Annotated in this window: 15 protein-coding genes and 1 tRNA gene; 12 read left to right on the top strand and 4 right to left on the bottom strand. The window is 65.9% G+C overall.

Going from position 1 to position 13,154, the window contains the following annotated elements:
* The first annotated feature begins 451 nt into the window (after positions 1-451).
* A complete protein-coding gene (locus ABR737_RS19745) occupies positions 452-2,017 on the top strand; it encodes a GmrSD restriction endonuclease domain-containing protein (RefSeq protein ID WP_350251484.1) in 1,566 nt (521 codons plus the stop codon).
* A 385-nt stretch (positions 2,018-2,402) separates the two neighbouring features.
* Here the strand turns inward: ABR737_RS19745 and ABR737_RS19740 are convergent, their stop codons facing one another.
* Positions 2,403-3,182 carry a GntR family transcriptional regulator gene (locus tag ABR737_RS19740; protein ID WP_350251483.1) on the bottom strand — a complete coding sequence of 260 codons (780 nt, stop codon included), beginning with the start codon at positions 3,180-3,182 and terminating at the stop codon, positions 2,403-2,405.
* Positions 3,183-3,351: 169 nt separating this feature from the next.
* On the opposite strand from ABR737_RS19740, the gene ABR737_RS19735 reads away from it, so the two are divergent.
* The 7 genes from ABR737_RS19735 (at position 3,352) to ABR737_RS19705 (ending at position 8,434) form a co-directional block, all read left to right on the top strand.
* Positions 3,352-3,708: an SCO3933 family regulatory protein gene (locus ABR737_RS19735; RefSeq protein WP_350251482.1), complete on the top strand. Its 357-nt coding sequence runs from the start codon at positions 3,352-3,354 to the stop codon at positions 3,706-3,708.
* A 50-nt stretch (positions 3,709-3,758) separates the two neighbouring features.
* Positions 3,759-5,078: an FtsK/SpoIIIE domain-containing protein gene (locus ABR737_RS19730; RefSeq protein WP_350251481.1), complete on the top strand. Its 1,320-nt coding sequence runs from the start codon at positions 3,759-3,761 to the stop codon at positions 5,076-5,078.
* A gap of 12 nt (positions 5,079-5,090) precedes the next feature.
* On the top strand, positions 5,091-5,285 hold the full coding sequence (locus ABR737_RS19725) for a hypothetical protein (RefSeq protein WP_350251480.1): 195 nt from the start codon (positions 5,091-5,093) through the stop codon (positions 5,283-5,285).
* Between the two features lie 179 nt (positions 5,286-5,464).
* On the top strand, positions 5,465-5,710 hold the full coding sequence (locus ABR737_RS19720; protein ID WP_350251479.1) for a hypothetical protein: 246 nt from the start codon (positions 5,465-5,467) through the stop codon (positions 5,708-5,710).
* On the top strand, positions 5,707-7,065 hold the full coding sequence (locus ABR737_RS19715) for a replication initiator (RefSeq protein WP_350251478.1): 1,359 nt from the start codon (positions 5,707-5,709) through the stop codon (positions 7,063-7,065). Before ABR737_RS19720 ends, ABR737_RS19715 begins: the two co-directional genes overlap by 4 nt.
* Positions 7,062-7,268 (top strand): excisionase family DNA-binding protein, encoded by a 207-nt coding sequence (locus ABR737_RS19710; RefSeq protein ID WP_350251477.1) that lies wholly within the window; start codon positions 7,062-7,064, stop codon positions 7,266-7,268. The genes ABR737_RS19715 and ABR737_RS19710 overlap by 4 nt, the downstream gene beginning before the upstream one ends.
* The gene (locus ABR737_RS19705) at positions 7,268-8,434 is read left to right on the top strand and encodes a tyrosine-type recombinase/integrase (protein ID WP_350251476.1); all 1,167 of its coding nucleotides are present in this window, start codon (positions 7,268-7,270) and stop codon (positions 8,432-8,434) included. Before ABR737_RS19710 ends, ABR737_RS19705 begins: the two co-directional genes overlap by 1 nt.
* 126 nt (positions 8,435-8,560) lie before the next feature.
* Here the strand turns inward: ABR737_RS19705 and ABR737_RS19700 are convergent.
* Positions 8,561-8,636, bottom strand: a tRNA-Arg gene (locus ABR737_RS19700).
* 187 nt (positions 8,637-8,823) lie between these two features.
* Here ABR737_RS19700 and ABR737_RS19695 point away from each other — a divergent pair.
* Positions 8,824-9,237, top strand: coding sequence for a hypothetical protein (locus ABR737_RS19695; RefSeq protein ID WP_350251475.1), 414 nt, complete (start codon positions 8,824-8,826; stop codon positions 9,235-9,237).
* Positions 9,238-9,528: 291 nt separating this feature from the next.
* Here the strand turns inward: ABR737_RS19695 and ABR737_RS19690 are convergent, their stop codons facing one another.
* Complete coding sequence (locus ABR737_RS19690) at positions 9,529-10,002, bottom strand: ArsI/CadI family heavy metal resistance metalloenzyme (protein WP_350251474.1); 474 nt, start codon at positions 10,000-10,002, stop codon at positions 9,529-9,531.
* A gap of 78 nt (positions 10,003-10,080) precedes the next feature.
* On the opposite strand from ABR737_RS19690, the gene ABR737_RS19685 reads away from it, so the two are divergent.
* Genes ABR737_RS19685 through ABR737_RS19675 form a run of 3 tightly spaced genes read left to right on the top strand, consistent with a single transcriptional unit; the run spans position 10,081 to position 12,003 of the window.
* Entirely contained in the window at positions 10,081-10,482 is a 402-nt protein-coding gene (locus ABR737_RS19685; protein ID WP_350251473.1) for an ArsR/SmtB family transcription factor, read from the top strand.
* A complete protein-coding gene (arsB, locus tag ABR737_RS19680) occupies positions 10,479-11,597 on the top strand; it encodes an ACR3 family arsenite efflux transporter (RefSeq protein WP_350251472.1) in 1,119 nt (372 codons plus the stop codon). Before ABR737_RS19685 ends, arsB begins: the two co-directional genes overlap by 4 nt.
* Complete coding sequence (locus ABR737_RS19675) at positions 11,590-12,003, top strand: arsenate reductase ArsC (protein WP_350251471.1); 414 nt, start codon at positions 11,590-11,592, stop codon at positions 12,001-12,003. Before arsB ends, ABR737_RS19675 begins: the two co-directional genes overlap by 8 nt.
* Positions 12,004-12,137: 134 nt before the next feature.
* Here ABR737_RS19675 and ABR737_RS19670 read toward each other — a convergent pair whose 3' ends face one another.
* Positions 12,138-12,935, bottom strand: coding sequence for a bestrophin-like domain (locus ABR737_RS19670; RefSeq protein WP_350251470.1), 798 nt, complete (start codon positions 12,933-12,935; stop codon positions 12,138-12,140).
* Between the last annotated feature and the right edge of the window lie 219 nt (positions 12,936-13,154).

The following is a 13,154-nucleotide window of genomic DNA, read 5'->3' as shown; positions in this document are numbered from 1 at the left end:
CCCAGCAGTGGCACCGACCCCACTCTCGGAGCTGGGGCCGCCCGTCAACCCGCTGATGCTCCAGCACGCAGGCAGTGACAACTCGGCACAGACATCCCAGCCCAGGGAGCTACCCACGCGTTTCGACTACGCAGTCACTGGATCGGCCCTACTCTGCCGCCATGACGAAGTGGCGTGTAGCAGTCGAGCAGGAAGATCCCGACCTCACCGATCGCAGCCTGCCGAGGCAGACGACCAGCCACGCCTACAACATCGAGGAGCACCTCGGAGCCCACCCCATCACAGGCGGCTACACCGTTCGCGAAGATAGCCGATGGGATAGGCCTGTCCGCGGAGAACGCTGCCCGCAATGCTTGAAGGCCGTAGGCCGGTATCCGAAGGACTAAGTGACGTTTTCCGTCTAGGCCAGCGGAAACCGCATTCGCAAGAACTCATATACAGGGAGCGATCCATGCCTTCAATCCGCCAACTCATTGAAGCTGTATCGGACGGCAGGGTTCGCATTCCCGCATTTCAGCGAGGTTTCGTTTGGAATGCCGATAGGGTCGCCCAGCTAATGGACAGCATCTACAAGGGATACCCTTTTGGCGCATTGCTTTTTTGGCGCACAAGGGCAGAGCTGAAGACCGAGAGGGACCTGGGCCCCTTTTCCCTTCCTCCTCGGCCGGAGGATTACCCAATTGACTATGTTCTAGATGGTCAGCAACGCCTGACGAGCATCTTCGGCGTTTTCCAAACCGAGCTAAGGCCTATCGGAAAATCGGACTGGATGGACATCTATTTCGACTTCATGGGCGACGCAGACGCACAAGAGAGCTTGTTTGTTCCGTTGACTCCTAGTGAAGTCGACCCAAAGAAGCACTTCCCGTTGAACGTATTTTTTGACGCCTCAAAATACGGTCCAGCCTTCAGGGCACTTCCCGAGTCGGCAACCCCTAAGATCGATGATTTGTACAGTCGCTTCAAAGAAGTCGACGTTCCAGTGCAGACGTTCGTTACCGATGATCGGGCTGGCGTTGCAATCGTATTCGAGCGAGTTAATCGACTTGGCGTTGAACTCGACACGTTGCAGCTGTTGAGTGCGTGGACATGGTCAGATGATTTCGATCTACAACGCCGCTTCGCTGACTTGAGTGAAGAACTGGAGCCTTTCGGATTCAAAGGTGTAGGAGAAGATGTCACTCTACTCCTTCGCTGTTGCGCTGCCGTCATTGACGGGGATGCATCGCCGAAAACGCTCGTTTCACTTAATGGGACCAAAGTTCGAGAGCAGTTCTCCCATGTAGTCAACGGGATCAAGGGAGCTATTGACTTCGTAAGGCGCGAACTGAAAGTGGAAAAACTTGACAATCTCCCACACGCCACACTACTCGTGCCACTCGCGTCATTCTTCGCTGCAGCTGATTCGAAATCGGTCAAGGTTTCAGATCGGCAGCGAGCAACGCTCCTTCGCTGGTTCTGGAAGGCTTGCTTCTCCGCGCGATACGGGCGGGTCGTGCAAAGGAATTTGCAAGTGGATGTAGAAGAAGCCGTAAAGTTGAAAAACGGCGAGCCTTCCGCCCTTGATGATATTTCAGCGCACATCGATGACCGATTCTTCCTGGAGAATAACTTCAACCTGAATGCGGTCAACTCTAAGACATTCATCCTCCTCCTGGCGCAGGAGCGCCCTCTGAGTTTCGTTAGCGGGCAATCGATCGATCTATCGACTGCCCTCCAAGCGTACAATCGAAATGAGTTCCACCATCTTTACCCCCAGTCCCACCTGCGCTCGGAGGGAATTCCAACTGATCGGCAAAGCCCGCTAGCGAACCTATGCTTTATCAATGCCATTGATAATAAGGTCCTGGGTGGAGTTGCGCCAAGCGCATACCGCTCACGCGTGTCCAGTAAGGACGGTGTGTTTGAGCGCGCCCTATGCCCCAAAGTTGAACTGTTTGATGACGACTATGAGGCTTTTCTTAGAGCGCGTTCCCGGGCCCTCGTCAACGCGGCTAACGCGCTGATGAACCCATAGGGTTGGCCGTTTCAGGAGGTCGGTGGAGCGGGTTTGGTCGGTGGCCTGCCCGGTTTGGTGTTGAGCATGATTAGGGGCCGTACGCTGGCCGGCATCTCGGGCAGGCTTGTGAGCTGCCCGAAATTTCAACGAGTGGCCCCCTGCTCTTGCTCGACGCGGGACCCGAACCCGGGAGGTGGCTAAAGCCGTGGAGCCGACCGCCCCAACCCCCGCTGACCTAGTATGAACCTGTTTCTGGCGCTCGCTGATCGCTTGCGCGGCCGGGTGGACCGGGCCGGAGCGGGGCGAAGACAGGAGCGGCGGCCCGGGGAGCCGGGCCGCGCGCGGCGAGCGGTAGCGAGCCGCCTTGAAGACGTAGAGAAAGTCTGAACCACGTACCCGCCAGTCAGAGCGGGTAACTGATCTCCAAGTCATCCCCGGGGAGTTGGAACTCCTCCAAAGCCAGGGGCTTGTCCTCGCCGCCGGTGGTGACGCGGAGGATGTGGAGCAGAGGTACCCCGTCGGATAGGCGCAAGGCTTCCGCCTGGTCCGGTAGCGGCATGCGGGTGCGCAGGTACTCCGTGAAGTGCAGTTCGTGGCCCAGGTCGGCGAGTGCGGTGTACAGGTGAGGGGCTGGCGGGGGTGCCTGGTCCTCGTACTTGGTGTCGACCAGCACGGAGAACGGCACATAGGTGCGGTGGAGTTGGCGGAGCCGGCCTCGGTCGGCGGTCTGCAATGCGTCGTAGGTGTACATCGGCTCGCCCGGCGGGATGCGGAGCAGGTCGGCCAGGGCGAGCGGTGCGTCAGTGCGGGTGACGGCGGGCTCTTCGGCATCGGTCCAGCGGAGGCCGTCGGCCTCGATGTAGCGTCCGTCTGCGTCGCGCCGTACGCCGCGGGGGCGGGTGACGCTCGGGCGGGAGTGGGGTGAGCGGACGAACATGCCGCGGCCCATCATGACCTCGACCAAGCCCGAGGCGCGAAGTTCTGAGATGCCTTGACGGACAGTGGGGCGAGAGACGCCGAACTGCTTCGCGAGCAGTTCCTCGGACGGCAACGGCTGGCCGGCCGGGTACGTGCCGTCCAGGATGCCCTGCCGCAGGTACTCCGCGATCTGGCGGTATTTGGCCTGGGCTTTCTCGGGCGGCATCGGGTTCTCCACGGGTGACGTCGGCTCGTTGGTGTCCATCGGTTGCGACAGGCTGCCCACGTTCGTGGGCAGCTACAGCCTCCCTCACACGTAGTCGCTTGACAACCCGTACTACGGGTTGCACTCTGGATTCCGAGCCCGTACTACGGGTGGTAGTCATTCCGTAGGTAGATGCCTACGGGCCTTCGAGACAAAGGAGTTCAGAGACATGGCAAGCCTTCCGATCGACACCGCGAAGTTCAGCGGGATGATCTGCGCGGTACCGCCCGCACCGCGTGTCGCCAACCGCGAAACCGGTCAGCTCCGCGTCGACCGTGAAACCGGCAAGACGATGTACCAGGTCGGTGTGTGCCTGATGGCAGGGTCCACGGCCGACGTCATCAACGTGAGCGTGGCGGGGGAGCCGACCGGCATCCAGCTCGGGATGCCCGTCCAGCTTCGGGACCTGGTGGCCACCCCCTGGGAGAACGACGGTCGGCATGGGGTCGCCTTCCGCGCGGCGGAGATCAAGCCGTTGTCCGCGCCGGCCTCGTCGTCCACGGCGAGTAAGGGGGCCGGTCAGTGATAGCCCTTGCTGCCGCTAGCAGCAGGACCGCTGGGAGTTGGCTCCTGGTTGTGGTGGCCGTGCTGGCGTTGGGCCTGCTCATCGCGGGCCCGGGCCTGCGGCGCCGTTACCCGGTGGCCTGGTGGGTGATCGTCGGATATCCCTTGGCCTGCTTGCATGTCGCCCGCACCTGGCGGCCGTTGATGGCCGGCTGCGGGCTGGCAGTGAGCCGTAAGGCCGCGCTCGTCGTGGTCTCCGGGCTCGTGGGGAAGGGGGCGGCGCCTCCGCAGCCCCGGGTTCCACGACGTAGTGCCCTGCATCCGACGGCGCAAGGGTTCTGGTTCCTGGTGAGGCTGCTTCCGGGGCAGGTGCCTGAGAGCTTCGCCAAGGCGGCGCCTGCGATGGCGGAGGACTGGCAGGTTCACGCGGTGCGGGTCACGGCGTACAAGCCCGGTGTGGTGCGGATCGTGGCTTCGGCCACCGACCCGCTGAAGGAGCCGCGGGTACCCATGCAGCGCGGCCCCGGTCGGCTCCTACGCGTGGTGGTCGGTGCTCTGGAGACCGGATCGCAATGGGTCCTGGACCTGCGGCGTGTCCCGCACTGGCTGATCGTCGGGGCCACACGGTCGGGAAAGTCGACACTGATCAACGCACTCGTCGCCGGGCTGGCTCCGCAACACGTCGCCCTGATCGGAATCGATTGCAAGGGTGGCATGGAGCTGTCGCTCTATGGCCCTCGCCTCTCCGCACTCGCGACCAACCGAAGTCAGGCGGTGAAGCTCCTGGGCGCGCTGGTGGACCTCACGCTCGACCGCATGGCGATCTGCCGGGCCTCCCACGTCCGCAACATCTGGGGCCTGGCGGAGAAGGAGCAACCTGTTCCGGTCGTTGTGATCGTGGACGAGATCGCGGAATTGTTTCTCATCGCCAACCGCACTGAGAAGGACGAAGCGCAGGCTGCCAGTACGGCCTTGATCCGGCTGGCTCAGCTTGGCGCGGCGCTGGGTGTGTATCTCGTCGTCGCCGGGCAGCGAGTCGGCTCGGACCTCGGACCGGGCGTCACTGCCCTACGGGCTCAACTGGGCGGACGCGTCTGCCATCGGGTCGCCGATCCCGGAACCGCAGAGATGGCGCTCGGAGATCTTAACCCGGACGCACTGAAGGCAGCTCAGGCAATCACGCCGGAGCAAGCGGGGACAGCCGTCATCGCCTCGGGAGACGGCTGGGAACGGGCCCGTTCCCACTTGATCTCAGAGACCGAAGCGGAAGCGACTGCGGCCGAGTACGCGCACCTCGCCCCGTACATCCCCGAACTGGTCGACGCCATCGGCGGTACGTCCCCCGGCATGACCATTCCCTTCGCACGTCCAGACCGCGACGAAGACGAATGAGAGGGAAGTGCCGTGCTCGTTTCGATGTCGGCCGTGCTCCTGCTCGGCCTCCTGATCTGGTTCCTGCTGCGCATCCGCTATCTGCGGTGGGCCGAGGTCCTGCTCTCCGGGGGCTTCGGGTTCCTCGTCGCCAAGACCGCAGCCGCACCGTTCGTCATGTCCGCACTCAACGGGGTGGGTGGCTTCCTCGGTCAACTCCACCTCTGACCGCATCACGCAGTGAAGGAGGTACCGCAGTGCCCGCAGTACCCCGCGTTCGACCTGGGCCGAGCAGCCCAGCAGACGTCCGTATGAAGGGCTCCCGACGGGGCGCGAAGTCGCCAAACCCGACCCTGTCAGGAACCCACTCCAACCGCCACATGAGCAGTAGAAGGAGCACCCACACTTTGACCACCGGCAATCCGTCACGCAAATTCCCGCCTCCTCGGTGCGAACTGCGCGAAGCCGAACGCCCGACTTGCGTTGGCCGTGCAGAGGTCGTCCTCGTCGACACCGCGAACCGCGAGCAGCGACTCTGCCCGGCCCATGCGGCAGCTCTCTGGCTGACCGACCCGACCCTCCGATTCAGCGCCAAGACACGGCCCGAAGCCATTGCCACGGTCATGGCCCAGGCGTTCGGAGGTCCGCGATGAACCAGGTCTCGAAGGGCGCCGCTGCCCTCGCGGAACGAGCCGTGCTGGGTGACTTCGACGCTTGGCAGCGCAGCATCGTGCGCCTCGGCGGCTGCACGAATCCGATTCACCTGGTCGGCAACACGACCCTGGCCGACGCGAGGACAGGCGAGGTCCTGCACTCCTTCGCCTCGGACGGCCGGGGCGGCCGACTGCTCACCGCATGTGGCAACCGGCGGACGAGTGTCTGCCCGACCTGTGCCCGCCTGTACCGGGCGGATACGTACCAGCTGATCCGTGCCGGACTGGTCGGCGGCAAGGAGACCAGTCCGGAGGTCAGCGCCCACCCTCGGGTCTTCCTCACCCTCACCGCTCCTGGCTTCGGCCCGGTCCACACGCGGCGCGAACGCAACGGTCGGCTGCGTGCCTGTCGACCGCGCAAGGTGGGGGAGAGCTGCCCGCACGATGTTCCGATCGGTTGCTTCATCCGCCATGCCGAGGGTGATCCGGAAATCGGGGAGCCGCTGTGCCCGCAGTGCTACGACTACGCGGGGGCTGTGCTCTGGCAGGCGCTCGCCGGGCAGCTCTGGCATCGGTTCGCGATGGAGCTGCGGCGGGAACTCGCCCGCAGGATCGGCGTCACCCGTACCGGCCTCGGTGCTCTGCTCCGGCTCGCGTACGCCAAGGTTGCCGAGTACCAGCGTCGGGGCCTGGTCCACTTCCACGCCGTGATCCGCTTGGACGGTCCGGAAGGCGCGAACTCCCCTCCGCCCGGTTGGGCCTCAACCCAGCTCCTGACTGACGCGGTGAATGAAGCCGTCGGACGCGTCAGCCTCCCGGCACCTGGTGGCGATGTGATCGGAGACCGGACGCTTCGCTTCGGGCAGCAGATCGACGTACGCCCCATCAAGGAATTCGGTGTGGGGGAGCGGCTGACGTCCGCGGCCGTGGCGGCGTACATCGCCAAGTACGCGACCAAGGGAGCGGAGGCGGCCGGCGCGGTCGACGGGAGGATTCACCGTTCGACTGACCTCGCCACGCTGCCCGTACGCGCTCACACGCGGCGGATGATCGCCACCTGCTGGTGGCTGGGCGGGCTGTCAGAGTTCGAGGCCCTGCGGTTGCGCCAGTGGGCCCACATGCTCGGGTACGGCGGCCACTTCTCGACCAAGTCGCGGCAGTACTCCACCACTCTCACTGCGCTTCGGCAGGCTCGTGCCGAACATCGTGCGCAGGAGCAGTTGGAAGCGCTCGGGCTCGGAGATCGTCCGACGGTGGCCATCGGCCAGTGGAGGTTTGTGGGTCGCGGTTACTCGCTGGCCGAGGAGCTGATCGCGGCCGGTGTCCGGGCCTCGCGAACGGAGGTGTCCGCATGAGCGGCCGGCTCCTGACCGTGGAGCAGGTGGCCGAACGGCTCGGCACCTCGGTGCGCTTCCCTCGGCGTCTCATTTCCGAGCGTCGGATCACTTTCGTCCACGTCGGACGTCACGTACGCATTCCGGAACGGGAGCTTGAGGACTTCATCGCGCTCCACACCACCAATCCCATCAGTCGGCGTCGCGGAAGGGCGGTGGCCTGATGCCCAACAACAGTGGTCGCAAGCGGCGGTTCGGTGCGGTTCGGCAACTTCCCTCGGGCCGCTGGCAGATCCGCTACCCGGACCCGGTGACCAAGCAACTGCGTAAGGGCGATCGGACTTACCCGACCAAGCGGGATGCCGAGGTCAAGCTGTCGGAGATCGAAGCCGACATCGTTCGCGGTCGCTGGGTCGATCCGGATGCGGGGAAGGTCAGCTTCGGCGACTTCATCGACCAGTGGTTCCGTGAGCGGAACTACGCGTCGACCACGCGGGGTCGAAACGGCGGCGTCATCAGGCTGCACATCCGACCGCACCTTGGGGATCTGACGGTGGGGGAGATCGACACCCCGCGCGTTCGACGCTGGCGGGCCGAACTGCTGGAGGCGGGAGTCGGTGAAGCCACCGTGGTGAAGGCGTACCAAATTCTGCGGGCGGCGCTGAACACCGCCGTCGACGACGGGCTGATCCAACGCAATCCGTGCCGTATCAAGGGCGCCGGCATCACCAAGTCGGCAGAGCGCCCCGTACTCACGGTTGAGGAGGTGTTCGCCGTGGCCGGCGCGATCGAGGGGCGCTACCGCGCGATGGTGCTGCTGGCTGCCTTCACCGGCATGCGGTTTGGGGAGCTGGCTGCCCTGCAACGGCGAGATGTCGACCTGGAGGGACGCTTCGTCCAGGTGCGGCGGGCTCAGGCGGAGCCGCAGTCGGGGAAGTTGGAGGTCAAGGCACCGAAGAGCGAGGCAGGTGTCCGTACCGTCTCGTTCCCTGCGTCGCTCGTTCCGGAGATCAAGGAACACCTGCGGATCTTCGGAGAGGACGGCCGGTCGGGACTGCTGTTCGTCGGCCCGAAGGGCGGCAGGCTGCGCCGGAATAACTTCCATGACACGTGGACGGCGGCGCTCAAGGGGGCCGGGGCCAAGGGTGTCCATTTCCACGATCTGCGGCACACGGGCAACAGCCTGGCCGCGACTGGTGGCGCCACCACGCGGGAGCTGATGACACGTATGGGTCACTCGACCGTACGAGCCGCCATGATCTATCAGCACCTCGTCGGCGGACGGGATCAGGAGATCGCGGATCACGTCGACCGGCTGATCAAGAAGTCGAAGAAGGCGAAGGGCTCCAAGAAGGATGGGGAGTCGCCCTACGGAGACAAGATCAACTGATCTGGCACGGATCTGGCACGACGGCTTCGGCGGCGTGATCCCGACCCGAGAACGATTGAGGCCCAGGCATCCGGTTCTTCACCGGCTGACCTGGGCCTTCGTCGTATCCGCCGCATAGGCGGCGCATGGTGCCCCCGGCAGGATTCGAACCTGCGACACCCGCTTTAGGAGAGCGGTGCTCTATCCCCTGAGCTACGGAGGCGGGGCTTGCGTAAAACGTGGATGAATACTCTGAGTGATGTTCATCCGGTTCCTGGCAAGGGAGCGGACCGCCGCGAGCGGCGGTCCCAGACAGGGTAGCGGATGGGGCTGGGGTGTGGTGGGCGCCTCGGCTCAGTTCATGATCGTGAGGCTGCTCATCGGTCGCCGCTGAGGTCTGCTGTCTCGGTGTGGGCGTCGGAGCAGGTGGGGTCTTCTTGGTGGCGGGCTGCGCTGGTGGCGTTCTGGGTGGGGAGGAAGCCGAGGATGACGAGGCTTTGGGCTTCGGCGCCGAAGGCGATCATGCGGCGGTTCCACAGGGAGCGGTCGAGTGGGGAGAAGCCGGCTTCGGTGTCTTCGCGGTCGCCGTAGAGGGTCTGGTGGACGGCGGTGTTGTCGGGGATCTGGAGGAGGTTTTCGGCGCGGTGGAAGCCGGTCTCGGTGTCGCTTTGGCCCTGGCTCTGTGCGCCGATGGTGCTGGCGACGCCGACGGACTCGCGGTGCTGATGGGGGCCGCGGGGGCAGGGGATGTCGAGCAGGTGGTACCAGCGGTGGGTGTGGGTGCTGGCGCGGCGTTCGAGTTTGCCGGCGGACAGGGGGGATGAGGGTGCTGGTGCCGTCGTCGAGGAAGGCGCGTTCGTGGACGCGGCCGCTGTTGGACCACAGTTCGTGGCGGCAGCGCCCGAAATCGACGTCGGAGTGCCGCTCGTCTGGCTCCCGTACGGCCAAATCGCCGACCGCGTCGGGCACTTGGCGGTAAGTGACCTGGAGCTGTTCCTGGAGGCGTACGTGGACGGCTGGATCCCGGACGGCTGGATCGCCCTGCAGTGGCGCTGCCCGTCAGGCGCCGGCGGCTCAGCGCTCGTGCGACGCGCTGCACGCCCCGGCCGGGTCGGTCAGCTGCTGCCGCAGGCGCAACCGGAAGCCGGCTCGGAGGGCTCGGCAGCGGATTGGCTGCCGCAGCAGGCGCCGCTACCCGGGATGTCGCTCTTGCCCAGCTGGCCGGCGTCGGCCTTGACGGCGTAGACCTCCCAGGGCTCCTTGCCGGGGCCGTGCACCCACACCTTGTCCTGGAGGGCGTAGCAGCAGGAGGTGTCGTTCTCCTCGAAGGTCGCAAGCCCCGCTTCCACCAGGCGGTCGGTTGCGGCATGGACCTGCTCGGTGGAGCCGACCTCGACACCGAGGTGGTCCAGGCGGGTCTCCTGGCCCGCCTCGCCTTCGATGAGGACGAGCTTCAGCGGCGGCTCGACGACGGCGAAGTTGGCGTATCCAGGGCGGCGCTTGGCCGGCTCGACGCCGAACAGCTTGGCGTAGAACTCCACCGACGCCTCAAGATCGGGGACGTTGAGGGCGAGCTGCACACGGGGCATGACGGCCTCCCAGCACGTTGTATCGATGTCTATCGATGCAAGCTTGCGCCTTGAATTGAAGTTCGTCAACATAGACGCATGTCGAATCAAGAGCTTGAGGTGCTCGGCCAGACCCAGGAGTGCTGCCCGGGGCTGCTGACCGCGCCGCTGGACGAAGAGCAGGCCGCCGAGCTGTCGAAGGTCTTCAAAGCCCTCGGGGATCCGGTGCGGCTGCGACTGCTGTCGATGATCGCCTCCCGGGCCGGCGGTGAGGTGTGCGTGTGTGACCTGACGCCCGCCTTCGACCTGTCCCAGCCGACGATCTCCCACCACCTCAAGCACCTGAGGCAGGCCGGACTCATCGACTCCGAACGCCGCGGGACCTGGGTTTATTACCGGCTGCTTCCTCAGATGACCGACCGCCTCGCCGGCATCCTGACCCGCTCCGCCGGAGAGCCTCTTCCCCAGCTCACCGAGACGCCCGCGGGCATCACCTCATGACCGGGAAGACGACTGAGCCCGCGCCTGCGGGGCCGGTCGCGGCCAGGCTGTCCTTCCTGGACCGCTTCCTTGCGGTGTGGATCCTGCTGGCCATGGGCGCCGGCCTCGGCCTGGGCCGACTCGTCCCGGGCCTGGGCGATGCGCTGGCGAAGGTGACGATCACCGGCGTCTCGCTGCCGATCGCGCTCGGGCTGCTGGTGATGATGTATCCGGTGCTGGCCAAGGTCCGCTATGACCGCCTGGACACCGTCACCCGCGACCAGCGCCTGCTGATCCCCTCACTGGTGATCAACTGGATTCTCGGCCCCGCCGTGATGTTCGCGCTCGCGTGGATCTTCCTGCCCGACCTGCCGGAGTACCGGACCGGGCTGATCATCGTCGGGCTGGCCCGCTGCATCGCCATGGTCATCATCTGGAACGACCTGGCCTGCGGCGACCGCGAGGCCGCCGCCGTCCTGGTCGCCCTGAACTCCGTCTTCCAGGTCCTCGCCTTCAGCCTGCTGGGCTGGTTCTACCTCTCCGTCCTGCCCGGCTGGCTCGGCCTGCAGCAGACCGGACTGAACATCTCGGTGTGGGAGATCGCCCGCAGCGTGCTGATCTTCCTCGGCATCCCCCTGGCCGCAGGCTTCCTCACCCGCCGCCTGGGCGAGAAGGCCAAGGGCCGCACCTGGTACGAGACAAAGCTGATCCCCCGCATCGGCCCCTTCGCCCTCTACGGGCTGCTGTTCACGATCGTCGTGCTCTTCGCCCTCCAGGGCGACGCCGTCACCTCAAAGCCTCTCGACGTCGCCCGGATCGCGCTGCCCCTGCTGGTGTACTTCGCTCTCATGTGGGCCGGGTCCATGGCCCTGGGCAAGGCCGTCGGCCTGAACTACCCGCGCACGACGACGCTGGCGTTCACCGCGGCCGGCAACAACTTCGAACTCGCCATCGCCGTTGCCATCGCGACCTTCGGCGCGACATCCGGCCAGGCCCTGGCCGGCGTCGTCGGCCCTCTCATCGAGGTGCCGGTGCTGATCGGCCTCGTCTACGTCGCCCTCGCCGCCCGCCGCCTCTTCCCCGACACCGCCCCGGCCGCCGAGCCGGCCGGCCTGAAGGAGCCCGCCCGTGACTGACCCCCGCAAACCGTCGGTGCTGTTCGTCTGCGTCCACAACGCCGGACGCTCCCAGATGGCCGCCGCCTTCCTCACCCACCTCGCCCAGGACAAGGTGGAGGTCCGCTCGGCAGGTTCCGCCCCCGCTGGCGCCGTGAACCCGGCCGTCGTTGCGGCGATGGCCGAAGCCGGCATCGACATCACCGCCCAGACCCCGAAGGTCCTGACCACCGAAGCCGTCCAGGCATCCGACTACGTCGTCACCATGGGCTGCGGCGACGCCTGCCCGGTCTTCCCCGGCAAGACCTACCTCGACTGGGCCCTGGAAGACCCCGCAGGCAAGGGCGTCGAGGCCGTCCGGCCCATCCGCGACCAGATCAAGACCCGCATCGAAGCCCTGATCGCCGAAATCGACGCCACCGCATAGCAAGACGAGACGCGTTCGGCGATCAGCGCGACCGCGGAGCTTGCGCCACACGACCACAGCGTTTTATCCCCTCATGCCTCGTGGTCAACGGCTCTTCGCCCCGGCCCGCTACCCCTCCGCTCTGCGCTGCGGGTCTACCGAGGCGGCGACAGGGCCTGGATCACGGCGCGCAGCGGCTCCGGCGACGTCGAGAACTCGCCCAGGAAGGGATACGACAGTTCCGTGACGAGGAACAGGTTGGCGGCCACGAGGACGCTCACTCCCCCGACCATCCCGTAGTGGATCAGGGCATGCTCGGAGCCGAAAACGACGGAGAACCCGAGGACCAGTCCACTGGTCAAAAGGACCGCCATCCACAAGGACGGGGGCGGGCCGAGGTTGGTGCGTGCCTGGAGCAGCCGTTCCGTGCGTGCGCTGCCCAATTCCCTCAACGATGACAGCGAGCTGGTGAGAAAGGCGCGCTGGGTGTCATTGCGGGGTCTGATGGTCCCGTAGGTGCCGTGCAGGCGGTCCAGCGCCCGCTCGGCCTCAGGCGCGGTACGGCCGGCCGCGGCGCCGTACCACTCGGCGTTCGCCGCGCGTCCGTACGCCAACAGGCCCTGCCGGATCCGTGCACCCTCTTCCTTGCCGAACACGTCGAGGCCCCTGGCCATCTGCACCGCCATGGCACCCTCGGTCCGCGTCGTCTGATCCGCCGTGTTCACCTGGCCCCAGAGTGCCAGGACGATGAAGCCGATGAGGAACCCGTAGACGACCGCGACAACGGGAAACAGAAAGGTTGCGACCTCGTTCTGCTCACCCCGCACAAGGCTGGGGAAACGGTGCCGCACCACCGCCTGGACGGCTGCCGTCCCGCCGGCGACACCGGCGACGAGCCCTACCAGCAGCAACCAGGAAGGGACGTGGGTCACGATCCAACGGGTCACGGTCACTGACTCACGGTAACAGTGACAGTGTCGAGCGTAGCGGGAGGGCCTATATGCCTGATCCGCGTCCCTCGGTCGTCGGAGCGTGGAGGGTTGGGGCCAGGGGCGTGCTCTGCCTCGGCTCCGGAGCCGGACCTGGTCCTGGCACCGCTGCCCCATTGACACAGCCCAGCCGCGGCCCGGCCGCGCTCATCCGCCCCGACGGCATCGTCGCCCGGGGCGGCG

Origin of the sequence: Streptomyces sp. Edi2 (assembly GCF_040253635.1) — a bacterium.
In the GTDB taxonomy this organism is placed as follows: domain Bacteria; phylum Actinomycetota; class Actinomycetes; order Streptomycetales; family Streptomycetaceae; genus Streptomyces.
Note: the sequence above shows the minus strand (reverse complement) of the source record. Positions and strands in the feature narration are given on the sequence as shown.

Excerpts from the sequence above, each read along its gene's own strand:
- ABR737_RS19740 (WP_350251483.1), bottom strand. The coding sequence starts at position 3,182 with ATGGACACCAACGAGCCGACGTCACCCGTGGAGAACCCGATGCCGCCC.
- ABR737_RS19710 (WP_350251477.1), top strand. The coding sequence starts at position 7,062 with ATGAGCGGCCGGCTCCTGACCGTGGAGCAGGTGGCCGAACGGCTCGGC.
- ABR737_RS19745 (WP_350251484.1), top strand. The coding sequence starts at position 452 with ATGCCTTCAATCCGCCAACTCATTGAAGCTGTATCGGACGGCAGGGTT.
- arsB (WP_350251472.1), top strand. The coding sequence starts at position 10,479 with ATGACCGGGAAGACGACTGAGCCCGCGCCTGCGGGGCCGGTCGCGGCC.
- ABR737_RS19685 (WP_350251473.1), top strand. The coding sequence starts at position 10,081 with ATGTCGAATCAAGAGCTTGAGGTGCTCGGCCAGACCCAGGAGTGCTGC.
- ABR737_RS19715 (WP_350251478.1), top strand. The coding sequence starts at position 5,707 with ATGAACCAGGTCTCGAAGGGCGCCGCTGCCCTCGCGGAACGAGCCGTG.
- ABR737_RS19690 (WP_350251474.1), bottom strand. The coding sequence starts at position 10,002 with ATGCCCCGTGTGCAGCTCGCCCTCAACGTCCCCGATCTTGAGGCGTCG.
- ABR737_RS19735 (WP_350251482.1), top strand. The coding sequence starts at position 3,352 with ATGGCAAGCCTTCCGATCGACACCGCGAAGTTCAGCGGGATGATCTGC.
- ABR737_RS19705 (WP_350251476.1), top strand. The coding sequence starts at position 7,268 with ATGCCCAACAACAGTGGTCGCAAGCGGCGGTTCGGTGCGGTTCGGCAA.